Annotated in this window: 16 protein-coding genes; 8 read left to right on the forward strand and 8 right to left on the reverse strand. The window is 28.7% G+C overall.

The genetic code is table 11. The annotated features are described in order from the left end of the window. Window positions 1-13 precede the first annotated feature (13 nt). The 5 genes from J0H68_04095 to J0H68_04115 all read left to right on the forward strand — a co-directional run bounded on the left by J0H68_04095 (window position 14) and on the right by J0H68_04115 (window position 4951). Entirely contained in the window at window positions 14-2356 is a 2343-nt protein-coding gene (locus J0H68_04095) for a hypothetical protein (protein MBN8827867.1), read from the forward strand. 122 nt (window positions 2357-2478) lie between these two features. Then, the gene (gene dusB, locus J0H68_04100; GenBank protein ID MBN8827868.1) at window positions 2479-3459 is read left to right on the forward strand and encodes a tRNA dihydrouridine synthase DusB; all 981 of its coding nucleotides are present in this window, start codon (window positions 2479-2481) and stop codon (window positions 3457-3459) included. A gap of 96 nt (window positions 3460-3555) precedes the next feature. Further along, entirely contained in the window at window positions 3556-4392 is an 837-nt protein-coding gene (locus J0H68_04105; GenBank protein MBN8827869.1) for a hypothetical protein, read from the forward strand. A gap of 55 nt (window positions 4393-4447) precedes the next feature. Then, entirely contained in the window at window positions 4448-4678 is a 231-nt protein-coding gene (locus J0H68_04110) for a hypothetical protein (GenBank protein ID MBN8827870.1), read from the forward strand. Window positions 4679-4756: 78 nt separating this feature from the next. Continuing rightward, window positions 4757-4951, forward strand: a complete 195-nt coding sequence (locus J0H68_04115) for a hypothetical protein (protein ID MBN8827871.1) — start codon at window positions 4757-4759, stop codon at window positions 4949-4951. A 156-nt stretch (window positions 4952-5107) separates the two neighbouring features. On the opposite strand, the gene J0H68_04120 is transcribed toward J0H68_04115, so the two are convergent. From J0H68_04120 to J0H68_04155, 8 genes are all read right to left on the reverse strand, one after another. Beyond that, on the reverse strand, window positions 5108-6328 hold the full coding sequence (locus J0H68_04120; GenBank protein MBN8827872.1) for an ankyrin repeat domain-containing protein: 1221 nt from the start codon (window positions 6326-6328) through the stop codon (window positions 5108-5110). Between the two features lie 238 nt (window positions 6329-6566). Beyond that, on the reverse strand, window positions 6567-7712 hold the full coding sequence (locus J0H68_04125) for a pyridoxal phosphate-dependent aminotransferase (protein ID MBN8827873.1): 1146 nt from the start codon (window positions 7710-7712) through the stop codon (window positions 6567-6569). Between the two features lie 2 nt (window positions 7713-7714). Next, a complete protein-coding gene (locus J0H68_04130; GenBank protein ID MBN8827874.1) occupies window positions 7715-8887 on the reverse strand; it encodes an MFS transporter in 1173 nt (390 codons plus the stop codon). Next, window positions 8871-10244, reverse strand: a complete 1374-nt coding sequence (locus tag J0H68_04135) for a Gfo/Idh/MocA family oxidoreductase (protein MBN8827875.1) — start codon at window positions 10242-10244, stop codon at window positions 8871-8873. Before J0H68_04135 ends, J0H68_04130 begins: the two co-directional genes overlap by 17 nt. A gap of 9 nt (window positions 10245-10253) precedes the next feature. Then, window positions 10254-11465, reverse strand: a complete 1212-nt coding sequence (locus tag J0H68_04140; GenBank protein ID MBN8827876.1) for a citrate/2-methylcitrate synthase — start codon at window positions 11463-11465, stop codon at window positions 10254-10256. A gap of 23 nt (window positions 11466-11488) precedes the next feature. Further along, entirely contained in the window at window positions 11489-13066 is a 1578-nt protein-coding gene (locus J0H68_04145) for a long-chain-fatty-acid--CoA ligase (GenBank protein MBN8827877.1), read from the reverse strand. Then, the gene (locus tag J0H68_04150) at window positions 13041-14510 is read right to left on the reverse strand and encodes a nucleotidyltransferase domain-containing protein (GenBank protein MBN8827878.1); all 1470 of its coding nucleotides are present in this window, start codon (window positions 14508-14510) and stop codon (window positions 13041-13043) included. Before J0H68_04150 ends, J0H68_04145 begins: the two co-directional genes overlap by 26 nt. 17 nt (window positions 14511-14527) lie before the next feature. Then, on the reverse strand, window positions 14528-16165 hold the full coding sequence (locus J0H68_04155; GenBank protein ID MBN8827879.1) for a thiamine pyrophosphate-binding protein: 1638 nt from the start codon (window positions 16163-16165) through the stop codon (window positions 14528-14530). Window positions 16166-16458: 293 nt separating this feature from the next. Between J0H68_04155 and J0H68_04160 the strand changes: the two genes are divergently transcribed. The 3 genes from J0H68_04160 to J0H68_04170 all read left to right on the forward strand — a co-directional run bounded on the left by J0H68_04160 (window position 16459) and on the right by J0H68_04170 (window position 20959). Further along, window positions 16459-17217 carry a hypothetical protein gene (locus J0H68_04160; GenBank protein MBN8827880.1) on the forward strand — a complete coding sequence of 253 codons (759 nt, stop codon included), beginning with the start codon at window positions 16459-16461 and terminating at the stop codon, window positions 17215-17217. A gap of 178 nt (window positions 17218-17395) precedes the next feature. Next, entirely contained in the window at window positions 17396-18928 is a 1533-nt protein-coding gene (locus J0H68_04165; protein ID MBN8827881.1) for an acyl-CoA carboxylase subunit beta, read from the forward strand. A gap of 21 nt (window positions 18929-18949) precedes the next feature. Next, a complete protein-coding gene (locus J0H68_04170) occupies window positions 18950-20959 on the forward strand; it encodes an acetyl/propionyl/methylcrotonyl-CoA carboxylase subunit alpha (protein ID MBN8827882.1) in 2010 nt (669 codons plus the stop codon). Window positions 20960-21225 lie beyond the last annotated feature (266 nt).

Consider the following 21225-nt stretch of genomic DNA (forward strand, 5'->3'; position numbering starts at 1 on the left):
AAGGTAACTAACCATGAGTCTTTCTAGTCAATCTACTCCTAATAAAGAGCCTTTTAAAGAGTTCTTTGAAAAATTAGAAAAGGGTGAACTGAAAATTGCCCAACAAATTATTTTTGATACTGACAGTAAAATTGCTATGCCTGATGAAGTTAGTAAAGATTGGTCATTATTCTTTTTAATTAAGTGGTTAATGGACAGAAAGGTTCTAGAAAATAAAGATGAAACTGAAATATATACTACTGAGACAACTTATGAAGAAAACGTTGCTTTTATTAATAGGGTAATTGAAAATAGTAATATTAATAAAAAATTCCCTTTTGCCTATTCTAACATTAATGTTTCAAACTTTTCAGCAGACGTTTCAAATGATAGTAATCTCAATTATTTAGAAATTGCAATCAAAGAAAATTTAAGTGTAAAGCTTATCGCAAGAATTTTAAAGCATAATGGTTTGGACAATTCTATATTTGATGAAAAACACCTAACTTTAGATTCTAATGAAAAAAAGAAATATTCTTTACTTGAATATGCTCTTAAACAAGAAAACTATGAATTAGCTAAACTAATACTTGCATATCAAGTTCACTTCCTCGGAAAAGATATTGATGGAATTCAAAAAAACTTAAAAGGTTCGAAATTTAAAGCGGCTATAAATACAGCTATAAAAAAATCAAAATCTAAATCTCTCGCAAGACTTTATGAAGGCAATAATAAATTTGAAGATATAAAAGAACAATTAATAGAAGAATTAAAAACAATTTATGAAAAAAAATTGTTTGATCCTAATATTAAAAAATTTGCTGAAAGAGAAAAAGAAGTTAAAAAAGCAAATAGTCCGGTAATGATTTCATCTACGAAGAACACTAATTCAAAAGTTTCTAAGGAAGAAAGGGAAAGAGTTGGTGGAGAATTATATTCAGCATTTTATGAAGCTTTAAATTCATTAGCTCCTAACGAAATTAAAGAAAAGGCTCACCTTAATAAAGATGGTAACGGCTTATATATTGAAAATGATACCAGAGTAAAAGATACAAACAATAATCCAATTTGTTCTAATCTTCCTGATCTTGGTTTAAGAAGTTCTGATAATTCTGTAACAGTAAAAAAAGTATTTTTAAAGGAAGAATATTTCAATTCATTTAATGAAATAAATAAAAATGAAACTAAGAAATCTATTTTTGCTAATGTATTTGCAGGTATTTTAAGTAAAAGAATAAATAGTGAAACAAATGTAGGTAAAATTGTTCAGTTAGATTACGAGCTTGAAGCAATAATGCAAACCGCTTTAAAAATTGTAGATGAGCACTTTGATCCATTAGTTCCTCTTTTTCCTGATCAATTATTTACATTAGGACAAGAAGTAGGGAATCCTGAGTTAGTAGGTTATTGTGAAAAAGCGATACCTTCTGTACCTAATACAAACATTACTTTAACAGCAGACCAAATAAAAGAATTAACTCTTCAAGCAGTTGATAAGGTTGTAAAAGATAAAGTAAACCTTATGATTGCACTAATCTCTCAAGATATAGAGATAATTAATCAACTGGAAAATTCTTCAAACGATATAAGTAATGAAGATATAAAAACTATGGTTGAAAAAGAAAGCACTGAAGAACAAAAGGGTGATAACCATGAATCTGCTGAAAAGTTGGAAGAACCTTATACCTCACCTACAATATTTGAAGACGATAAAATAACAAGTAAAAAAGTAGGTTTTCGTGGCACTGTAAAAGTAAAAAGTGTTGGTGGTACTGAAAGAGATTCTAAATTAAATGACAATAAAACCGAAGTGAAAAAAGTAAGTGAACCACAGCTTTCTGTAAGTGACACTCCATCTTTACAAAGTAATAATAATAATAATCAAGCATACTCGCCAGCTTCTAGTCAAAGGCAACCAGCAACACAACCTTCTACTGCTAGTGGTAAAATGCCAGCTTCTCATAAAAGGCAAGCAACAGGAATACCTTCGCCTGCGAGTATAAAAGAACCTAATGCATCTATTCCTAAACAACCTCATAAAATTCCCTCACTTGCTCCGAAAAAGGGTACTAAGAAAGGAGCAGGAAGAGATGATGATAGAAGAAGACAGGTTCAAAATCCTGATGCTGATTTAAATGAAAGAAATAAACAAAAATCTTCTTCATCTTTTCGTAAATATATTTTTGGTGCTTTAGGTTTAATTGCAATCACTGCCCTTCTATTCCCTGGTGCTTATAAAAAATTATTCCAGGAAGTAACAAAAGGTGTAAATAGAATGAATTATAACCCTTGGGTTGCGTACGGTAATAGCTTAGTTATTAGAGCTCGTGCTAAAGTTAATGAGCTTGCATCGAAAGTAACTGGAAGAAACGTATAATATTGTTATAAATATACTTTTTTTGATCCCTAAGTCATTTAGGGATCAAATTCTGTTTTAACCTTGTCTTACCGCTTATTTTGTGTTATAAGCTTAAGCAAATTAACCAGTTTTTAAACCAAATGATTAAAATCGATAATATTACTATTGATGATCCGGTAATTCTTGCTCCTATGTCGGGGGTAACTGATCTTCCATTTCGCAATTTAGTTAAAAGATTCGGTGCAGGCCTTGTGGTTTCAGAAATGATTGCAAGCCGCGCTATGATTCTTGAAACTAAACAAAGTTTACAAAAATCAAGCGGATCTGATGAAAAAACCTCAATTCAACTTGCAGGTTGTGAGCCTGAAGTTATGGCCGAAGCTGCAAAGCTTAATGAAGATAGAGGTGCTAGAATTATTGATATTAACTTTGGTTGTCCAGTTAAAAAAGTAGTTAATGGTTTTGCAGGTTCTGCATTAATGAAAGATGAACCATTAGCAACTAAAATTTTAGAAGCAACTGTAAAAGCTGTTAAAGTACCTGTTACTTTAAAAATGCGCATGGGTTGGGATAGTAATAATTTAAATGCCCCTCGCCTTGCAAAAATTGCTGAAGACGTTGGCATTAAAATGATAACAATTCATGGCAGAACACGCGCACAAATGTATGATGGTAAGGCTAACTGGGAATTTATTCAATCTGTAAAAGACGCTGTAAAAATCCCTGTTATTGCAAATGGTGACATTAAAACTATTGATGATGCTGTAATCGCTTTAGAAAAATCAAAAGCTGATGGTATTATGATAGGTCGAGGCGCTTATGGTAAACCTTGGTTTGTTAATCAAGTAGCTCATTACCTTAGAACAAAAGAAATTTTATCTGAACCCACTTTAGAAGAACAACTTAAAATTATTCTTGAACATTATGACGCTATGCTTGAACTTTATGGGAGTGAGGGTGGCGTTAGAATGGCTAGAAAACACATTGGGTGGTATAGTTCTGGGCTTTACAATTCTGCAATTTTCCGTGGTCAAATTAACCGCATGAATAATCCAAATGATGTTAAAGAATTAACTATAGAATTCTATTCCAAATGTTTAGAAGATGCTTTGGTTAATTAATAGTTTCAAAATTAACATATATGTTATTGACAATTTATTAGCGCTTCATATATTACATAATAACTTTTTCTTAAAAAATAGTCAGTTAGGTAAAATATGCGTTGTAAAAATAAAGTTTATAACAAAACTAATGAAAATAATGTTAAGAAAAGTATAGTTAAACTTAGTTTTTTAAAGCTAAATGCCATTAAATTAGATACTATTCAACAACGTTTCACAAGGCTTACTTCTCCTGATAACCAGCATTTAACTCAAAATGAAAGCCTTATTGATATTACAGAAAACGATAGTTTTATTTTTCCATTCACTTTAAAAATATTTTATCTACAATCAGAAAAAAATAAATATATTCATTTAAAAGGGATTACAGAAATTGTAGAAATATTTAATAGAAATGATATTAGAAATATAAGCACTGAGCAGTATTATTACACAATCCAACTAACTTTATTAAAAAATATTATATATTATAGACCTGATTTAAAAATAGAAATTTCAAAAGAACTTTTAAAAGCTACTTTTCCTACCATTTATCAAAAAATCAAAATTGATAATGAAATAAATGAAATAAAAAATAATCTGTTAAATCTAACCAGAATAGTACAAGCGCGAAATGCTATTACAAATGCTCAATTCTCTTTTTATTCACCTCCAATAATTATTTATTCTAATGAAGAGGAACCTATGGAAATTGAGCTTGAAAACACTTCTTTTTCTCATAACATTCCTTATAGTATCGACGAAAAATTTAATATGATTGATTCTCCTGATTTATCAAATGATAGTGAATTAATAGAGGATTTAGTTTATGAAACATCTTCAAACTATTCTTTCAATTCTTCAAATGAAGAAAGCTTTGATTCCACATCAAGTGATAATATAATATCTTCAAGTAACATAAATTATATTCCTGTAACTATAACATTGGCTTAGTAATAGTAAAGTTCAACAGAATAACCCTAATGATTTTTCAAATGATCACTTTCAAGTGCACCATCAGGAAATAATAAAGCCAGGTAATCAAAATTTTTGTGAAATTGCTGAAAGTAGTAAAAGAGGAAGTTTTTATAATATTCAACCAAGTGAATCGCATAGATCAATTGCTGAAGGCTATAGTTTTTTAGATAATTTATCAAACAGACAATCTGATAATTCTTGTACACAAGTAGATAATTTAACAAGCAATAATAAAAACTTTTCTTTTTTAAAATATAAATAATAAACTTTTTTATAATATTATTTCATAAATCAAATAAATATTTTATTCTTTAAATATAATTCCTTGAGAGAATGAAATATGATTTTTCTAAATATTCTAATTAATTATGCGGCTAATAAAATCATTAAAGGTTTGGAAAAAATTTTTAAAATTGATTTAGATGAATCTAACGAAGTTAATTATAATAGTGATAATGATGATTTTACACCGTTTTTATTTGACCGAAAATTTAGAGATGAAAAACCATGTAATAAGGCTGAAATATTAAGATAAAATTAGTTACACAAAAGGATTTATTGCAAAAATACAATTATAGCACAACACCGCTTGATAACGCTAAAGTATTTATTTACTTAAAGCAATGGGTGGTTTATTTTTAACAATACGAACCCACCCACACATTCAATAAAACTTACGTTTATCAAAATATTATTTAGTCAAATAAGTTGCTTGTTGCTTTTTCTCTTCTGCTAATCTTTGCTGATAAGTTTGTATAGCATTATATCCTGAAGAAAAATAGGAAATGACTTCTGTAATTTCATTAAGTATTTTCACTTTACCAAAAGACGCGCCTTTTAAACCATTTTTTGATATTAAATTACATTCACGATAAGCTCTTTTTATGGTATCAAAATCTTTAACTTGATGGAGTCTAGAGAAAAAATCTAAATCTTTTTCAATATGTTTAATTATAGATTCTAAAACCAATGCGTTAAAACCCTCAATCATTCTATTGTCACATTTTCTCAAATAAAAACTTTCAAACCCACGTGCAAAAATACTAAAAATAATTGGATCAATTTTAGAAATACTATCTTTATGTTGTTCAATAACTTCTATTGCCTTAATACTTGCATCATATACAGAAATAATATTTCTACCCATTTGTTCTCTACTATACTTTAAACATACCTTATAAATTAAAAGATCAATGTTGGTTATATGTGAATGTATGAAAATTGCAGTAAAACCTTTATAATTTTCTCCCAAAGAATTTAAAAATTTAACTTTTGCATCAAAATCATTTTCAAAATAAAATTTTAAAATATCAGTTACACCTAGGAAATCTTGTTCATTGTCTATAATACTCATTACTACTTTTTTTGCTTTTGTATCAAAAAATTCTTTTCTTTTTTCAGGTGAAGAATGCATTAATAAGATCGAAATAATTTTTCCGGTATTTTCACTAGTGGATATATATCTAGACATGTCATCTAAAGCATTATGTATGGTCTTTTGATTAATACCTAACTTAATAAAAATATTAAATATTTTTATATATCTATTTCTAGCAACTAATATAAAATCTTCATCATTATATTTGGCGCCATGTTCAAGTAGAATTTTAAATACTTTAGTTCTTCCAAATTTACACGCAGTGCTAATAGCATCACTCGTATCTACATTTTTTTCTTTTATTAAAAAACTAACTATATTCGGTGTCCCTTTGATAATAGAACTGTACAATAAAGAATTGTCATTTTCATCTTTTAAATTACAGTCAATATCTTGTGTATTGATAAAGTTAATAAAATTTTCTTCAGTAAACTCCATTTTTTCGAATATTTCGAGTTGTTGCGTCAACCCATTATGTTTCAATAAACGTTGAATATCATTTTTAAATTCTTTTATTCGCCACGAATTTTTCATAATTAAATCCCTCTACCATAAAATTTTTATTTAAAATACATAAAGTACATACACCTGTATTAATGTAATATTAATACACTAAATAAAACAATTAGTTTTTTGATTATTTTGATAAAATTTATAAAACATTATGATTTTTATTATTAAAATCCTATAATAACTCTTTAAACATTTGCCTTGCTAAATTTGCCATATTTTTTTGAGCTACGACATAATTCTTGGACAAACCTATTTCTTTTTATAATGTTTTTTCTTTTAATAATATCAGTGCTTTTTTTATTACCTCAAGCGGTGTAGCGATGTTTAATCTTATAAACCCTTTTCCGTTTTCACCAAATTTTGAACCTGGGGAAAATATAACATCTTTTTCAAGCTTACTAATTAATTGATCTTCAGAAATTTTTAAATTCTCATAATTCATCCACACTAAATATGTGGCTTCTAATGGCGTGAGCTTTATTTGTGGTAAGTTTTTATTTATAAAATCTTGAATATATAAATAATTATTTTTTAGGTAATTATTTAGGGAAGTAAGCCAAGGAGCTGCTTGAGAATAAGCAATCTCAGTTGCTTTAATATAAAAAGTATTAAGTTTATTTGCACCATGTAAATTTAAGCGTTTTTTAAAACGAGCCCTTATTTCTTCATTAAATATAAAAGCATTTCCACCTCTTAAGCCTGCTAAATTAAAAGTTTTTGTAGGTGAATTTAGAATAATAATATTATTCAACATTTCTTTAGAGAAAGAACCTAATGAATGAAACTTAAAACCTGGCGCTATTAAATCACAATGAATTTCATCTGCTATTAGTAAAATACCATTTTTATTACAATAATTAATTATTTTCACTAATTCTTCCTTTTGCCAAATTCTCCCAACTGGATTATGAGGCGAACATAGAATAAAAATTTTAGGTTTATATTTTAAAAGCTCATTTAGATGATGAAAATTTATATTATAGCTACCATCTTCATTATAGATTAAAGGGTTATATAATACCTTCCTATCACTATCTTTAATTATTTCTTCAAACATATAATAAACTGGCGTTTGAATAATTATATTATCGTCTTTAAAAGTAAATTCTTCGACTATAGTTCTTAAGGAAGGTAATACACCTGTAGTAGGAATTATATTATTAATTTCAAGCTGCATATTATGATTATTACTAAACCAGTTGCGTACAGATTTATAATAATTATCGCTTATAAGAGGATATCCTAAGATCCCATGCGAGATAACTTTAGTTAATTCATCGAAAATTACTTGCGGACACTTAAAATCCATATCAGCGACCCACATAGGAATAGCATTATTTTGATGTAAATCCCATTTCATTGAATCAGTATTTTTTCTATTATTTATTATATCAAATTCATTCATTACTAATTAACTGCCTTTTTACTAAAAAATATAAAAAATAACTTATAAAGAAAAGCTGTAATTAATAATAAAACAGCATCTAATATTATAGGTAAATTATTCGAGATGTTACCTAAAATAGGAGCTAGAGCAAATCCTATGGCTTGCCCTGCAAATATAAAACTTCCCATAAAACCATAAAATATTGCAATTTCTTTTTGTGGTACAATTGTAGAAACAAGTGAGTGAAAACTTGAAAAATACATAGTTGCTCCAATTCCACCAGCTATGAAACTTAGCCATAATATAATTTCATAATTTTTAAAAATAACTACATTTAATGACTGTAAAGCTAAGAGAATTAAACCAAAAATCATCTTTTTTCTATATTCATTTTTTAAAATATAAGATAGAAAAGGTGTAACTAAAACCCCTGAAATAGCTATTATTGAAAATGAGAGCCCTATTTTATTAAAAGCCCAATTTAAACTTTCTTTAGCATATACAGACCATCCACCTAGCCATAAACCGAGTCCGATAAATTCAAGTGAATGAATAATTATTATAGATAAATATGGATATATACTTTTATAAAAGCTCCCTGAAAATTCTTTAGCATTCTTATTATTTTCAGAAACTTTTGGTAATTTAAATGTAATGAAATTTGCAAGTGTATAAATGATTGTTGAAATCCAAAATATAGATTTTATCCCTATTTTTTCAACATAAAACCCTGCAAGACTTGGTGCTATAAAACTTCCAAAATTTTGAGCTCCTGAATAATAATTATTAATTAAAGCAGTCTTTTTAATATCAAACCTATTAATGAGAACTCTAATAGAAATTATAAAAGAAGCTATAGCTGCACCTTCAATGATTCTTATAAAAGTTAGTAGATAAAAATTGTCAAAAAATAGATAAGCAGCACTACTTAAAAGCAAGCAAGTAAAAGATAAATTAATTATTAACCTTTCATTTTTTTTAGAAATAAATATCCCTAAAATTGGTTGAAATACAACTCTTGATAAGCTTGCAACACTTAAAAATAATGAAATCTCATAAGGTGAAAAGCTTATTTTTTGTGAATAAAGTGGAAGAAAAGGCGTAATGGTACTAAAGCCTAGCCAAAACAAAAATATTAAAATTATTATACAAAATATCTCAGAATGAAAAATTGATTTAAGTGGATATTTCATAATTACACTCTTTTATATTTTTATATATTTTATCCAAAAACTTTATAGTGTCTTCATGTGATTCTAAGCGTGAATTACCATCCCCACCATTTAAAAAATCAATTAATTGCCATTGCCTTGATTTTTTATTCATCTTTTCTTTTAATGAAAGTTCAGGAAATATATTTGAAAAATCAGATCTTTTAAGTTGAATTAAAGCATCTTTATTAAGTAAATCCTGATTATTCATAATATCGATTGTAAAATCCTCATCTAAATCTTTAGTATTTGTAAGCTTTGAATAAGGGTGGCTTTTAACATGGATCGAAGATAAAGGGCCTAAATGAATAATTACATTTTCTTGACGAATTCTACCATTCTTTAAGTAAGTATTTTCTGGTAATATATGCCAACTCCTTTTTGTAACCGAACGCTCAACGAGTTTTAAGGAATAATTAGTAATTACTTCCTTACCAATCTTAAATTGCCCCATTATCATTGCGTCATTTTCTCCATAAAACTTCATTTTATTAATATTTTCCTTTTCAAAACATTGGTTAAATCTATTAGTTTTAAGAAGTTTAGAATATACATTATTATTTATTACATTCATTGAAGTATAGGGATTAGTTATAAAGGTTTTTAAATTTGATTCCTCTACTGAAAGTGGGAATATAGATTTATTTAAAGAAATTAGGTTTATTAGTAAATCAACATAATGGTATCCTGAATGTAATAAAATTCCATAACCATATTTGTGAGGATGATTTTCTCTAAAAAAATATTCATCCGGCATGTTCCATAACCCTCCACCAAAGTGAATATCGAGGAAGGTTATTGGTACGTTTGTTTCTTTAATAATTTCACTAATATAATTTTTAAGATATTTATAACCTAAATGGCCCCTTCTTTCACATGATACAACGAAGTTAACTTTTGTTTTTTTTAAATAAGAATTAAGCTCCTGAAAATCATCATAGAGTGAATCCATATTTTCATATGAATTGAAAGCGGTTATAGGTTTATCAGTAAAGACATTTAAATTATATTCCATTGCCCAAATAGCAAAAGCTTTATGGGCCTTTGGTTCTGTACAAATTATTATATTATCAATTTCTTTTAGATTAACGTTTTTAGGAATAAACTGGTTTATAATTTCTGGAGTTATATTATTACGATATTGTTCAGGTAGAAAAACATATGAAGAAGGTTGAAAGCTTTTATCAAAGAAAAATTTTTCTATTTTTTCTTTCTCACTAACTAAATCAATAATTAAAGAAATATTAATCTTATCTTTTAATTTTTCTAATACTTCATAATAACGTTCCTTAAAATGAAGCCCGCATCCTGCAACTATCACATTTTTTAACTGATGCATAAATATACCTCATTTTGAAATTTGACGAGGTCTGATTATTGGTTGGTTATCATTTATATGCTCATAATAATGGGCAATCCATCCAGCAATTCTACTTAGAGAAAGAATCACCGTATTCATAGTAGATGGAAAACCTAATAGTTTGAAAAAAATACAATTAAGTAAGTCAGGATTTGGGTAAATACTTCTAGACTTAAAATACTCATCATTATCCACCCTTTTAACTAATGAAAGCATGATCTCTTTATAATTATTTACAGACACGAAACTTTCATTATCTGATTTTAAAAGGTTAAACATGATTTTCGCTCTAGGGTCCCAACAATTATAAACTCTGTGACCAAATCCCATCAATCTAGCTTTGTTTTGAATTTTCTGGTTTACATAATCTTCTGCTTTAATGTTACTAACTATTATTTCTTCATACATTTCTGCAACGTACTGACTAGCGCCTCCATGAAGTTTTCCTTTAAAAGCTGAAATACCGCACGCTATAGCATTATAGATATCACCACCACTACTTGCGATATTTCTAACTGTGGTAGTAGAACAATTAAGCTCATGTTCTGCATGTAATATAAGTAAGGTACTTAAAATCTCGCTAAATTCGTTTAAAGGATATTCTTTGTTATTATGAAACATATGAGAAAGTATTTGATATGAAAGAGGCTCATCTGAACCAATATCTACCCAATTTTCATTATTTGATTTTAAGAAATAATAAGTGGCTATGACGGAAGTTTGAGCTATTAGATAAGCTACTTTATCAATTGTATTATTGTTTTCTTTAATCTCATTCGGTTCCAATGCTGATAAAGATATAACCCCCATCGATAAAAAATCCATAGGATGCAGTGAAATTGGGAAATTATCTAAAACTTGTTTTAAATCCTTGCTTAAGTAAAAATAACGTGCCGCCTTATTTTTAAAATTAGTTTTATCCTGTAGACTTATTTCTTTATCAAAAATTAATTCAAAGGCTATATCTTCAAAACTATTATTCTCAATAACTTTTTCTATTTCTATTCCTCTATAAAATAACTTACCATTTTCACCATCTATTTTACTTATATTACTTTTACAAAGAGCGGTATGTTGAAGTCCTTGATCAAGTACAAGAACATTATTAATTTCCTTCTTAAAAGAAAGAATTTTATAGTTATCCTCATTTGATATCTCAAAAACATCTGAAACTGCTTGAAGTGATTTAATAGGTTGCATATTCCCTCCTAAATTAAGTAATCTTAATTCATTGGTTTATAATATTGTTGCTTCAAAATATATTTCTGTATTTTGCCAGTACTTGTTTTAGGTATAGTTGTAAAAGTTACAATTTTAGGACACTTAAAATGAGACAGATTATCTCTACAATGTTTTATTATTTCTTCTTCAGTTAAAATATGACCATTTTTAAGTTCAATTATTGCATGAGGAACTTCACCCCAAACTTCATCATATTTAGGTATTACGGCAACTATAGAAACTGATGGATGTTGATAAATTATATTTTCAATTTCAATAGAAGAGATATTTTCACCACCACTTATAATAATGTCTTTAATTCTATCTCTAATTTCAATATAACCATTAGGTTTAATAACTGCTGCATCTCCTGAATGAAACCAACCATCCTGAAAAGCTTTTTCGGTATTTTCTTTATCTTTATAATAACCAAGCATTACATTATTTCCTCGCATTATTACTTCACCTACTGTCTTTCCATCATGCGGAACGTCTTGCATATTTTTATCAACCACTCTAATAAATAGCGAATGGATTCCAGGTAAACCTTGCGAACATTTAAGGTATGAAACTTCATCTTTAGATGCAGTACTCCAAGATTCTTGCTCAAGACATATTGCATGCGGGCCATAGGTTTCAGTCAACCCATAAACATGAAGTATATTAATATTACTTTCCTCATATTTTTTGATTAATGTAGGAGAAGGAGAAGAACCAGCAGTAATTATTTTTAAATTACTTACATCTTTTAATGAATTAAAATTAGGCGATTCGAGTAATTTAATCAAAATTGTAGGCACTGCACAAAAATGCGTAACATTATTTTTAATGATTAGGTTTATTAAATGCTCAATATCACAAGTTTTATCTAAACATACATGCGTTCCACCTGCTGCTGTTACTGCCCAAGTGAAACACCAACCATTACAGTGAAACATTGGAAGAACCCAGAGGTAAGTTGATTTACTATTTAGTCCTACTTCTAAGCACTCACCTAATGAATTAAGATATGTACCTCTATGTGTGTACATTACTCCTTTAGGAAGACCAGTAGTACCGCTTGTATAATTAATAGTGATCAAATCATTTTCATTAATTAAATCACATTCAAAACTTTCTAAAGATTCACCTAATTTAATAAATTCAGAGTATTTTAAGCAATTTTGGTAATTATTATTAGATATAACAATTACTTTTTCTACAATTTTCAAATAATCTTCTTTAAATAAATCTTCTTCAACAATTAGAATTTTTGCTTCAGAATGTTTTAAAATATAAATTATATCTGAGTCATTTAATCTAATATTTATAGGTATTACTACCCCTCCGATCATAGGAATAGAATAATAAGCTTCTAACATATAATGGTTGTTACGACATAAATATGCAACTTTATTATTCTTCGTAACACCTATTTGCTTAAAGCTTTTAGCTGATAAAACACAATCATTATAGAATTCTTCATAGGTTTTTCTAACATTTTTATCAATAATAGCTATTTTATCTTTATAAACTCTTTTCGCTCTTTCTAAAAATAACAAAGGTGATAGAGGCTCATAATTTACTTGTTTCATAATTATTACCTTCCATTTTCAATTTTTTTACTTTTGAATAAAAATCTTTGGCGAATGAAATTAACAATTGATAGTTTTCTGTAATAAGCGAATTATTTCCATTTAATAAAGAAGCTTTAATTTTATCTGCTTCATCATTAATATTAATAACAAAGTCTATGACCTTATTTGCAAGTAATTCTTCTTTAAAAAACGCTTTTACTTCTTCTTTATTTTGTGGAAATTCTTTTTTATAATAATTAATAAGAAGTCTCATACACCCATGATCAGCAAGTTTCATCATAAGCTTAAGCAAATGAATAGCTCTTGGCCCAAAATTTTCCCCGATTAAATAGGCTCTAGAAATTTGGATAATAATAAAGAGGTTATTAATCATACCATTTATAATATCATCTAAAGAATTGGCAGGTTTAAATGATATATTACCGTATATCTTTTTTGACCCTAGATTTTGAGTATAATATTTAAAAGATGGATAAATGATTAAATCGTTTATACTGAGTGAATATATAGAGAGGTTTGGATGATTAACTTTTATTTCTCTTAAGACTGCTAATGTATCATCATCTAATTTATCAAATACAACTATGCTATCCACATCTGAAGTTTTATGCTGCTCCCCTCTAGCTGCACTTCCATATAAATAAAATGTTCTTAGATTATCATTAAATTTTTGTTTTAAATCATTTGTTATTAAAGAGATAAAATGAAATTTACTTTCATCATATTCATTAGAAGAATCTTCAATAAAATTTGAGTTGGTTATATTTGTCGCTAATTTTTCGGAATAATATTGTACTATCCTATTTAAAATCAAAGAAGCTTTTTTATATTCTTCTATATTTTGCAATAACTCATATTCAAACTTTTCCCAAAAGTTATTGATAGTAATTAACCATTCTATTTCTCCAGTAATATTTAAATCTGTATTACTATTAGAATACTCTCCTATCTGAATATAATTCCATAAATTAACTATGCCCTTTTCAGCATAACGCAATGCCCAACCTAATTGTCTAACTGCCCAAGTATGGGATTTATCATCTAAATCACTTAAATAATAAAGACGAGCAATGTGACCAACATTGATAATAGCATTAGCAATAGAATCAACATAATCTTGAGTATTTAAATGCTCTATTAAAACATTATATTTATTATAAATTATTGGTGAGAAAATAAATTGCCATTTACTGTGCGAAGGATAATTTTCTAATTCTTCATATGACAAACAATTTAATATAAATTCAGGAAATTCACCTTGCAAATATTTTAGAGCGTTGAGTTGTTGATTATCTAATTTTTCTAGAATTAAATAATAATAGTTTCTTGCTTTTGATGAATAACAAGGTTGTCTTAAATATGAATCAGTATTTATTATATAAATTAAATTATCATCAAATGTGTCTTTACAAAGTTTTATAAAATATTTCTCGCTAATATTTCCCATATTTGAAATCTCCTAAATTATTGAAGTTTATATTCATAATTAATTGGAATTTCTATTAATAGAGGCCTTTTAGCTTCAAATGCATCATTCATAATAGTTTCTAGATAATCAACATTATCTAAATGCAAGGCTTTCATACCATTAGCCTCAGCTAATTTTACAAAATCAACATTTCCAAATTCGACTGAAGGATTATAAATTTCTTCTCTACTTAAATGTTGATAATACTTAATAAGACCAAAAGCATTGTCTTTTAATAATACAATAACTATAGGAAGATTATATCTTACAGCAGTTTCCAAATCTTGACTTGTTGAATGAAATCCCCCATCACCGCAAATAAGCGCTACTCTTTCATTAGGTTTAGCAAGCTTTGCTCCTAAAGCTGCTGGTAATCCGAATCCAAATGATCCGCATACGTTAGAACATAAAAATGTGTTTGGTGTATAAGTTTTACTTAGAAGTCCTGCATATTGTTTATGTAAACCTATATCGCTACATAATATTCCTGTTTTACCTATGGAATTTCTAATTGAACTTATAATAGAGGTTATTTTTTTAAATGATTCATTATCGTTACATACTTCTCTTTTATCAAAAATTTCTTTAACTTGTTTTAATTCGGTAGGGAAAGTTTTGACATTAATATTAGAATTTATAATCTTGTTTAAAGATTTTTTCATGTCTCCTATATATAATAAACCTGGTTGGAATACTTTTCCCATATCTTCGTAGAAAGAGTTTATAACAATAGTTTTTTTATCATTTTTCCATAAAGATGGTTTTAAATCTTCACCAAAATCATAACCTATAAGTAGCATTAAATCTGTTGATTTAAAAATATCTGCAATTAATGGCTTTTGGTATATTTCATCGATATATTTATTACCTGGAGTAATAAAAAGATGATGATCTTCAGGAATAACTCCTTTAGAAGCAAGGGTTGAAATAACAGGAATATTAAATTTATTAGCGAGTTCAATTATTTCATTACAACAATCTTCTCTAATAACCTGATTTCCTACAACTATAATAGGATTATTTGAGTTTTTAATTTCCTCAATAATTCCATTAAGCTTCTCATCATTAACTTGGTTCGGAAGTTTTTTATTAATTGGAGTTAGTTCATTAAGTAATTTTTCTGCTAAATTTTCATCAATTTTTTCTTTCATTAAATCTAATGGAAAACTTAAATATACAGGACCTGGAATTCCATTAATTGCAATCTCCAAAGCTTCTTTTACGATTTTTGGTATATCAATTAAATTTTCTAATTGAGCAGAATATTTTGTTAAAGGTTTCATAAACTCAACATTATCTATACATTGATGAGTTTGATTATAACAAATTTCTTCTCGTGGTATTTGAGCTGAAACTACTAAAATAGGTGATCTATCTAACATGGCTGAACAAACACCTGTGGATAAATTTGTTAATCCTGGACCAAATGTTGAATAGCACATTTGCGGAGTTCCGCTAATTCTTGAATATACATCCGCCATTATCCCTGCAGTAAATTCATGACGGGTTAAATAAAAATTTATATCTTTCTCTTCATCAAACTGAATTGCTTGCGCTTCTCCACCGACAATACCGAATATATTATTTACGCCTAATTTTGCTAATGTTTTTAGAAAAAATGCTGAGCCTTTCATAAATCCCTCTATTCTTAAGTTAAACAAATTAATTTTAAAATATGATTTATAAATGATTTATAAGATATATAATCTTAATCTTATTTATACATAATTTACAATAACTTATTTAAAATAAATTGATAAAAATATTTTAATCATAATATATGGGCTAAAAGTTGTTTATGAAGGTATTTATAATTATTACCTAACATCATGTTTATTAATTAACTATTTTTTTACTTGCGTAAATTTCTTATAGTCATTAATTTTATTATTATAAGTTTTGTTTAACTTTAATGAGAGGAATTCAAATGAATACAGAAACAATATATAGTTCGCAAGTAATTGACTGCTTAAAGGAGTATAAAATTGATGAAGCGAAAGCTAATCATGATTACAACAAGCAAATATCAAATGGTAAGTTAGATTTAAATTATTACACTGATTTAATGCGTGCAATTGCAGAAACTCAAGCAGATGCATTTTTTGAATACATAAAAAACGAATTGTCTACTCAAGATCTTTTTAAAATAGTTTATACTATAATCGAAACAGAAGATAAGTTTAAAGAAAACGAAATTGATGATAAAATATTTTACTATTTAGCTAACAAACTCCCTAGTAGATTGAAAGATTCGGATGAACATGATTTTTATTCTCAGCATAGAATAAATTATTGTTTAGCAGTGGGAAACATTACTCGAGCAATAGAATTGCATGATAAGAATAAAGAGAAAAATAATGGGCAACCTAGATTAAAAGGTTATAATTTAAATTATTATCTAGAAACTATTTCTAATGCAGTAACCCTTCAAGCTTATGAATTTCTCTCTCATGTTTTAAAGCCCCTTAATTCAGAAAGCATTGGAAAATTAATTTTTTTTAATTACAGTGATAACCTTGACGACCATAACCTTAAAATAATCCAAATACTATCAACAGCTCATCTTCATAAGATTACAACTGAAAGAAGAGAATTAAATAATATAAATGTTAAATCTAACGATTCGTGGCGCGAAAACTCGGATGAGAAAGCTTTAAACAAAAAGGTTGCAGATTTAGCTATTTAATCTGATTAATGGAGTATATGTATAAAATATATACATATACTCCATTAATTCATTAATAATACAAATTATTCTTATACCTTAAAAATAATAAAATTTTCATAGTTTTCCTAAAAAAATTTGACTTATCCATAAAAGTTTATATCATTCTCGTGTTTCCAAAATTAGAAAAGGTTTTTAAATGACACAAGCTGTTATCGATCTTCTTGAAAAAAAACGCCAAGGCGCTCTAATAGGTGGAGGCGATAAAAGAATTAAGGCTCAGCATGAAAAAGGTAAACTTACAGCTCGTGAAAGAATTGAAGTATTAGTTGATCCTGGTTCGTTTGAAGAAACAGGCATGCTTGTTGAACACCGCTGTACCAATTTTGGTATGGAAAATAATAAAACTCCCGGTGACGGATGTGTTACAGGACATGGTACAATTAATGGTAGATTAGTATTCATATATAGCCAAGATTTTACAGTACTCGGCGGCTCTTTAAGTGAAACTAACGCTAAGAAAATTTGCCAAATTATGGATATGGCTCTAAAACTTGGCGCTCCAGTAATTGGAATATGTGACTCAGGCGGAGCACGTATTCAAGAAGGAGTTAACTCGCTTGCAGGATATGGTGAAATATTTCAACGTAACGTTATAGCTTCTGGTGTTATACCTCAAATTTCTGTGATTATGGGCCCATGTGCAGGTGGTGCTGTTTATTCCCCTGCTCTTACTGACTTTACATTTATGGTTAGAGGTTCTTCATATATGTTTGTAACCGGACCTGATGTAGTTAAAACCGTTACAAATGAAGTTGTAAGCCAAGAAAAGCTTGGTGGTGCCGATATCCACACTTTAAAAACCGGTGTTGCTGATCGTGCATTTGATAATGATATCGAAGCTCTTTTACAAGTAAGACGTTTATTTAACTTCTTACCCCTTTCAAACACTACTCCTGCTCCAGCTCGCGTTACACAAGACCCAGCTGATAGACTTGAAATGTCATTAAAAACATTAATACCCGGTAATAATAATAGAGCTTATGACATGAAAGAGCTCATTTTTAGGGTAGTTGATGAAAGTGACTTTTATGAAATAAAACCTGATTACGCTAAAAACGTTATTGTAGGGTTTGCGAGACTTGAAGGAAGAACAGTTGGTATTGTTGCAAATCAACCTATGTATTTAGCAGGATGCTTGGATATTGACGCTTCTACAAAAGCTGCTAGATTCATCAGATTCTGCGATGCATTTAATATTCCGCTAATTTCATTTATTGATGTTCCAGGCTTCTTACCAGGTGTTTCACAGGAACATAATGGTATTATTAAACATGGTGCAAAATTACTTTACGCTTATGCCGAAGCAACCGTTCCAAAAATTAGCATTATTACACGTAAAGCCTATGGTGGAGCTTATATTGTAATGAGTTCTAAACATTTAAGAGGCGATTTCAATTACTCATGGGCAAATGCAGAAATTGCTGTTATGGGTGCACAAGGTGCTGTAGAAATTTTATATAAAGATCTTAAAACAGATGAAGAAAAACAAGCTAAAATAAAAGAATATCAAGAAACAATTACTAACCCGTTTGTAGCTGCATCTAGCGGTTACATTGATAATGTAATTGATCCAGAAAATACTCGATGGATAATTTGTAGAGCATTAAATCTACTAGCTTCAAAAACTGAAGATCGTCCATGGAAAAAACATGATAATTTACCACTTTAATAAAAATAGGTACGTATAAAAATGCCTTACACTCAACACCAAGGTTTGTTTGATAAAGTTTTAATTGCTAACCGCGGTGAAATCGCTGTTAGAATTATAAAAACCCTTCGTAAAATGGGTATTAAATCTGTTGCTGTATATTCAGAAGCTGATACAAATTCACTTCATGCAAGAATGGCTGATGAAGCTTACTACATTGGACATTCTTCTGCTGTAGATAGTTATCTTTCAATAAATAATTTAATGAATGCGGTAAGAATTTCAGGTGCACAAGCTGTACACCCTGGTTATGGTTTTTTATCAGAAAACCCATTATTTGCAAAAGCTTTGAAAAAAGAAGGTATTAAATTAATTGGCCCAAGCGTTAAAGCTATCGAACAAATGGGTGATAAAATTGAGGCTAAAAAAATTGCAGAAGCTGCAGGCGTAAATACCGTTCCAGGTTATATGGGTGTTATCAAAGATGCGACCGAAGCAGTAGAAATCGCTACAAAAATTGGTTTCCCTGTAATGATTAAAGCAGCTGCTGGCGGCGGCGGACGTGGAATGAGAGTAATTTATTCAGCTGAAGAAGTAGCTGAAGCTTTTCGATCTGCTACTAATGAAGCAAAAAATAGTTTTAGCGATGACAGAGTGTTTATTGAAAAATTTATTGAGAATCCTCGTCATATTGAAATTCAAGTTATAGCGGATCAACATGGTAATATAGTTTGTTTAGGTGAGAGAGAATGTTCAATTCAGCGCCATCATCAAAAAGTAATTGAAGAGGCTCCAAGCCCATTTATTGATGAAGAAACTAGACAAGAAATGTATAGGCAAGTTGAATCTCTTGCAAAAAAAGTAGGATATTATTCAGCAGGAACAGTAGAATTCATTGTTGATCAAGAGAAAAATTTCTATTTCCTTGAGATGAACACAAGACTACAAGTTGAACATTGCGTAACTGAACTTATTACTGGTATTGACCTTGTCGAACAAATGATAAGAGTAGCTAGTAATGAAAAACTAAGTTTTACTCAACAAGATGTGAAACTTAATGGTTGGGCAATAGAATCACGTATATATGCAGAAGATCCAACTCGTGGTTTCTTACCTTCAAGTGGTCGTATTACGAAATATAGTATGCCTGACTTAAAACCAGGAATCAGAATTGATTCAGGAGTATATGAAGGTGGTGAAGTAAGTATGTTTTACGATCCTATGATTGCAAAGCTTTGTACATACGCACCTACTCGTGAAGAAACAATACATTTAATGCAGCAAGCTCTTGGTGATTGCTTAATTGAAGGCATTTCTCATAATATTAGCTTCCTTGAAGCTATATTTAGCCACGATAGATTCAAATCCGGGGATTTAACTACTAAATTCATTGAACAAGAATATCCTGATGGTTTTTCAGGGGCAACTTTAACTTCTGAACATACTCAAGTATTTTTAGCAGTAGTTCTTCATATTTACTTAACCGATGCTAAAAGAGCTGCAGTTATCACTGGGCAACTTAAAGGACGTGAAAGACAAATAGGAAACCGTTGGGTAGTAAGAATTGATGACCAGGAATACCCTGTTATTACTAAACATATTCCGGATGGTTATCATATAAGATATACTAGGACTCGTATAGATGTTGAAAGTAATTGGATACTTGGCACTAAACTTTTCAGAGGATTAGTTAACGGTAAACCTGTTAGTGTTAAAATTGATATATATGATGGTGGTTATTATTTAACTTATTCAGGAAGAACTGTAAGAACTGCTGTTAGAAGCCCAAGGGTAGCAGAGCTTGGAAGATATATGCCAGTTAAAAAACAAAAAGACTTTATAACTGAACTTACATCTCCTATTGCAGGGTCAATTGTTGCAATCAAAGTTAAACCTGGTGATGAAATTACACCGGGCAAAGAGATAATGGTTGTTGAAGCAATGAAAATGGAAAACTCTATTGTTTCCGAATATACATGTAAGGTAAAAAACATATTAATTAAAGAAAAAGATAGCGTAGTAAGCGGACAAGTTTTAATTGAATTTGAATAAAGGTTTTAGAGAGAGGATACTCTCTCTTCTCTTTCTTTAATCCCTTTCTCTAAAATGTTTAAAAGAATATATTTTTTATGCTAGTTTAAATTTTTGTTATTTTTAAATTATCAAATTATTTACTAAATTCTTTATCACTATCAGTTACCTATCTTACGTCTATAAGGTCAAAATAGCTTAGAATCTAAATTATAATATGTAACTTTCCTTGGGGATGAAAATAAATATTTTAAGGCATTAAGCGATAATTTAAATCCCTTTACCCA

Source organism: Sphingobacteriia bacterium (assembly GCA_017304685.1).
GTDB lineage: Bacteria > Pseudomonadota > Alphaproteobacteria > Rickettsiales > 33-17 > JAFKLR01.

Excerpts from the sequence above, each read along its gene's own strand:
- J0H68_04095 (MBN8827867.1), top strand. The coding sequence starts at position 14 with ATGAGTCTTTCTAGTCAATCTACTCCTAATAAAGAGCCTTTTAAAGAG.
- dusB (MBN8827868.1), top strand. The coding sequence starts at position 2,479 with ATGATTAAAATCGATAATATTACTATTGATGATCCGGTAATTCTTGCT.
- J0H68_04105 (MBN8827869.1), top strand. The coding sequence starts at position 3,556 with ATGCGTTGTAAAAATAAAGTTTATAACAAAACTAATGAAAATAATGTT.
- J0H68_04115 (MBN8827871.1), top strand. The coding sequence starts at position 4,757 with ATGATTTTTCTAAATATTCTAATTAATTATGCGGCTAATAAAATCATT.
- J0H68_04120 (MBN8827872.1), bottom strand. The coding sequence starts at position 6,328 with ATGAAAAATTCGTGGCGAATAAAAGAATTTAAAAATGATATTCAACGT.
- J0H68_04125 (MBN8827873.1), bottom strand. The coding sequence starts at position 7,712 with ATGAATGAATTTGATATAATAAATAATAGAAAAAATACTGATTCAATG.
- J0H68_04130 (MBN8827874.1), bottom strand. The coding sequence starts at position 8,887 with ATGAAATATCCACTTAAATCAATTTTTCATTCTGAGATATTTTGTATA.
- J0H68_04135 (MBN8827875.1), bottom strand. The coding sequence starts at position 10,244 with ATGCATCAGTTAAAAAATGTGATAGTTGCAGGATGCGGGCTTCATTTT.
- J0H68_04140 (MBN8827876.1), bottom strand. The coding sequence starts at position 11,465 with ATGCAACCTATTAAATCACTTCAAGCAGTTTCAGATGTTTTTGAGATA.
- J0H68_04150 (MBN8827878.1), bottom strand. The coding sequence starts at position 14,510 with ATGGGAAATATTAGCGAGAAATATTTTATAAAACTTTGTAAAGACACA.
- J0H68_04155 (MBN8827879.1), bottom strand. The coding sequence starts at position 16,165 with ATGAAAGGCTCAGCATTTTTTCTAAAAACATTAGCAAAATTAGGCGTA.
- J0H68_04160 (MBN8827880.1), top strand. The coding sequence starts at position 16,459 with ATGAATACAGAAACAATATATAGTTCGCAAGTAATTGACTGCTTAAAG.
- J0H68_04165 (MBN8827881.1), top strand. The coding sequence starts at position 17,396 with ATGACACAAGCTGTTATCGATCTTCTTGAAAAAAAACGCCAAGGCGCT.
- J0H68_04170 (MBN8827882.1), top strand. The coding sequence starts at position 18,950 with ATGCCTTACACTCAACACCAAGGTTTGTTTGATAAAGTTTTAATTGCT.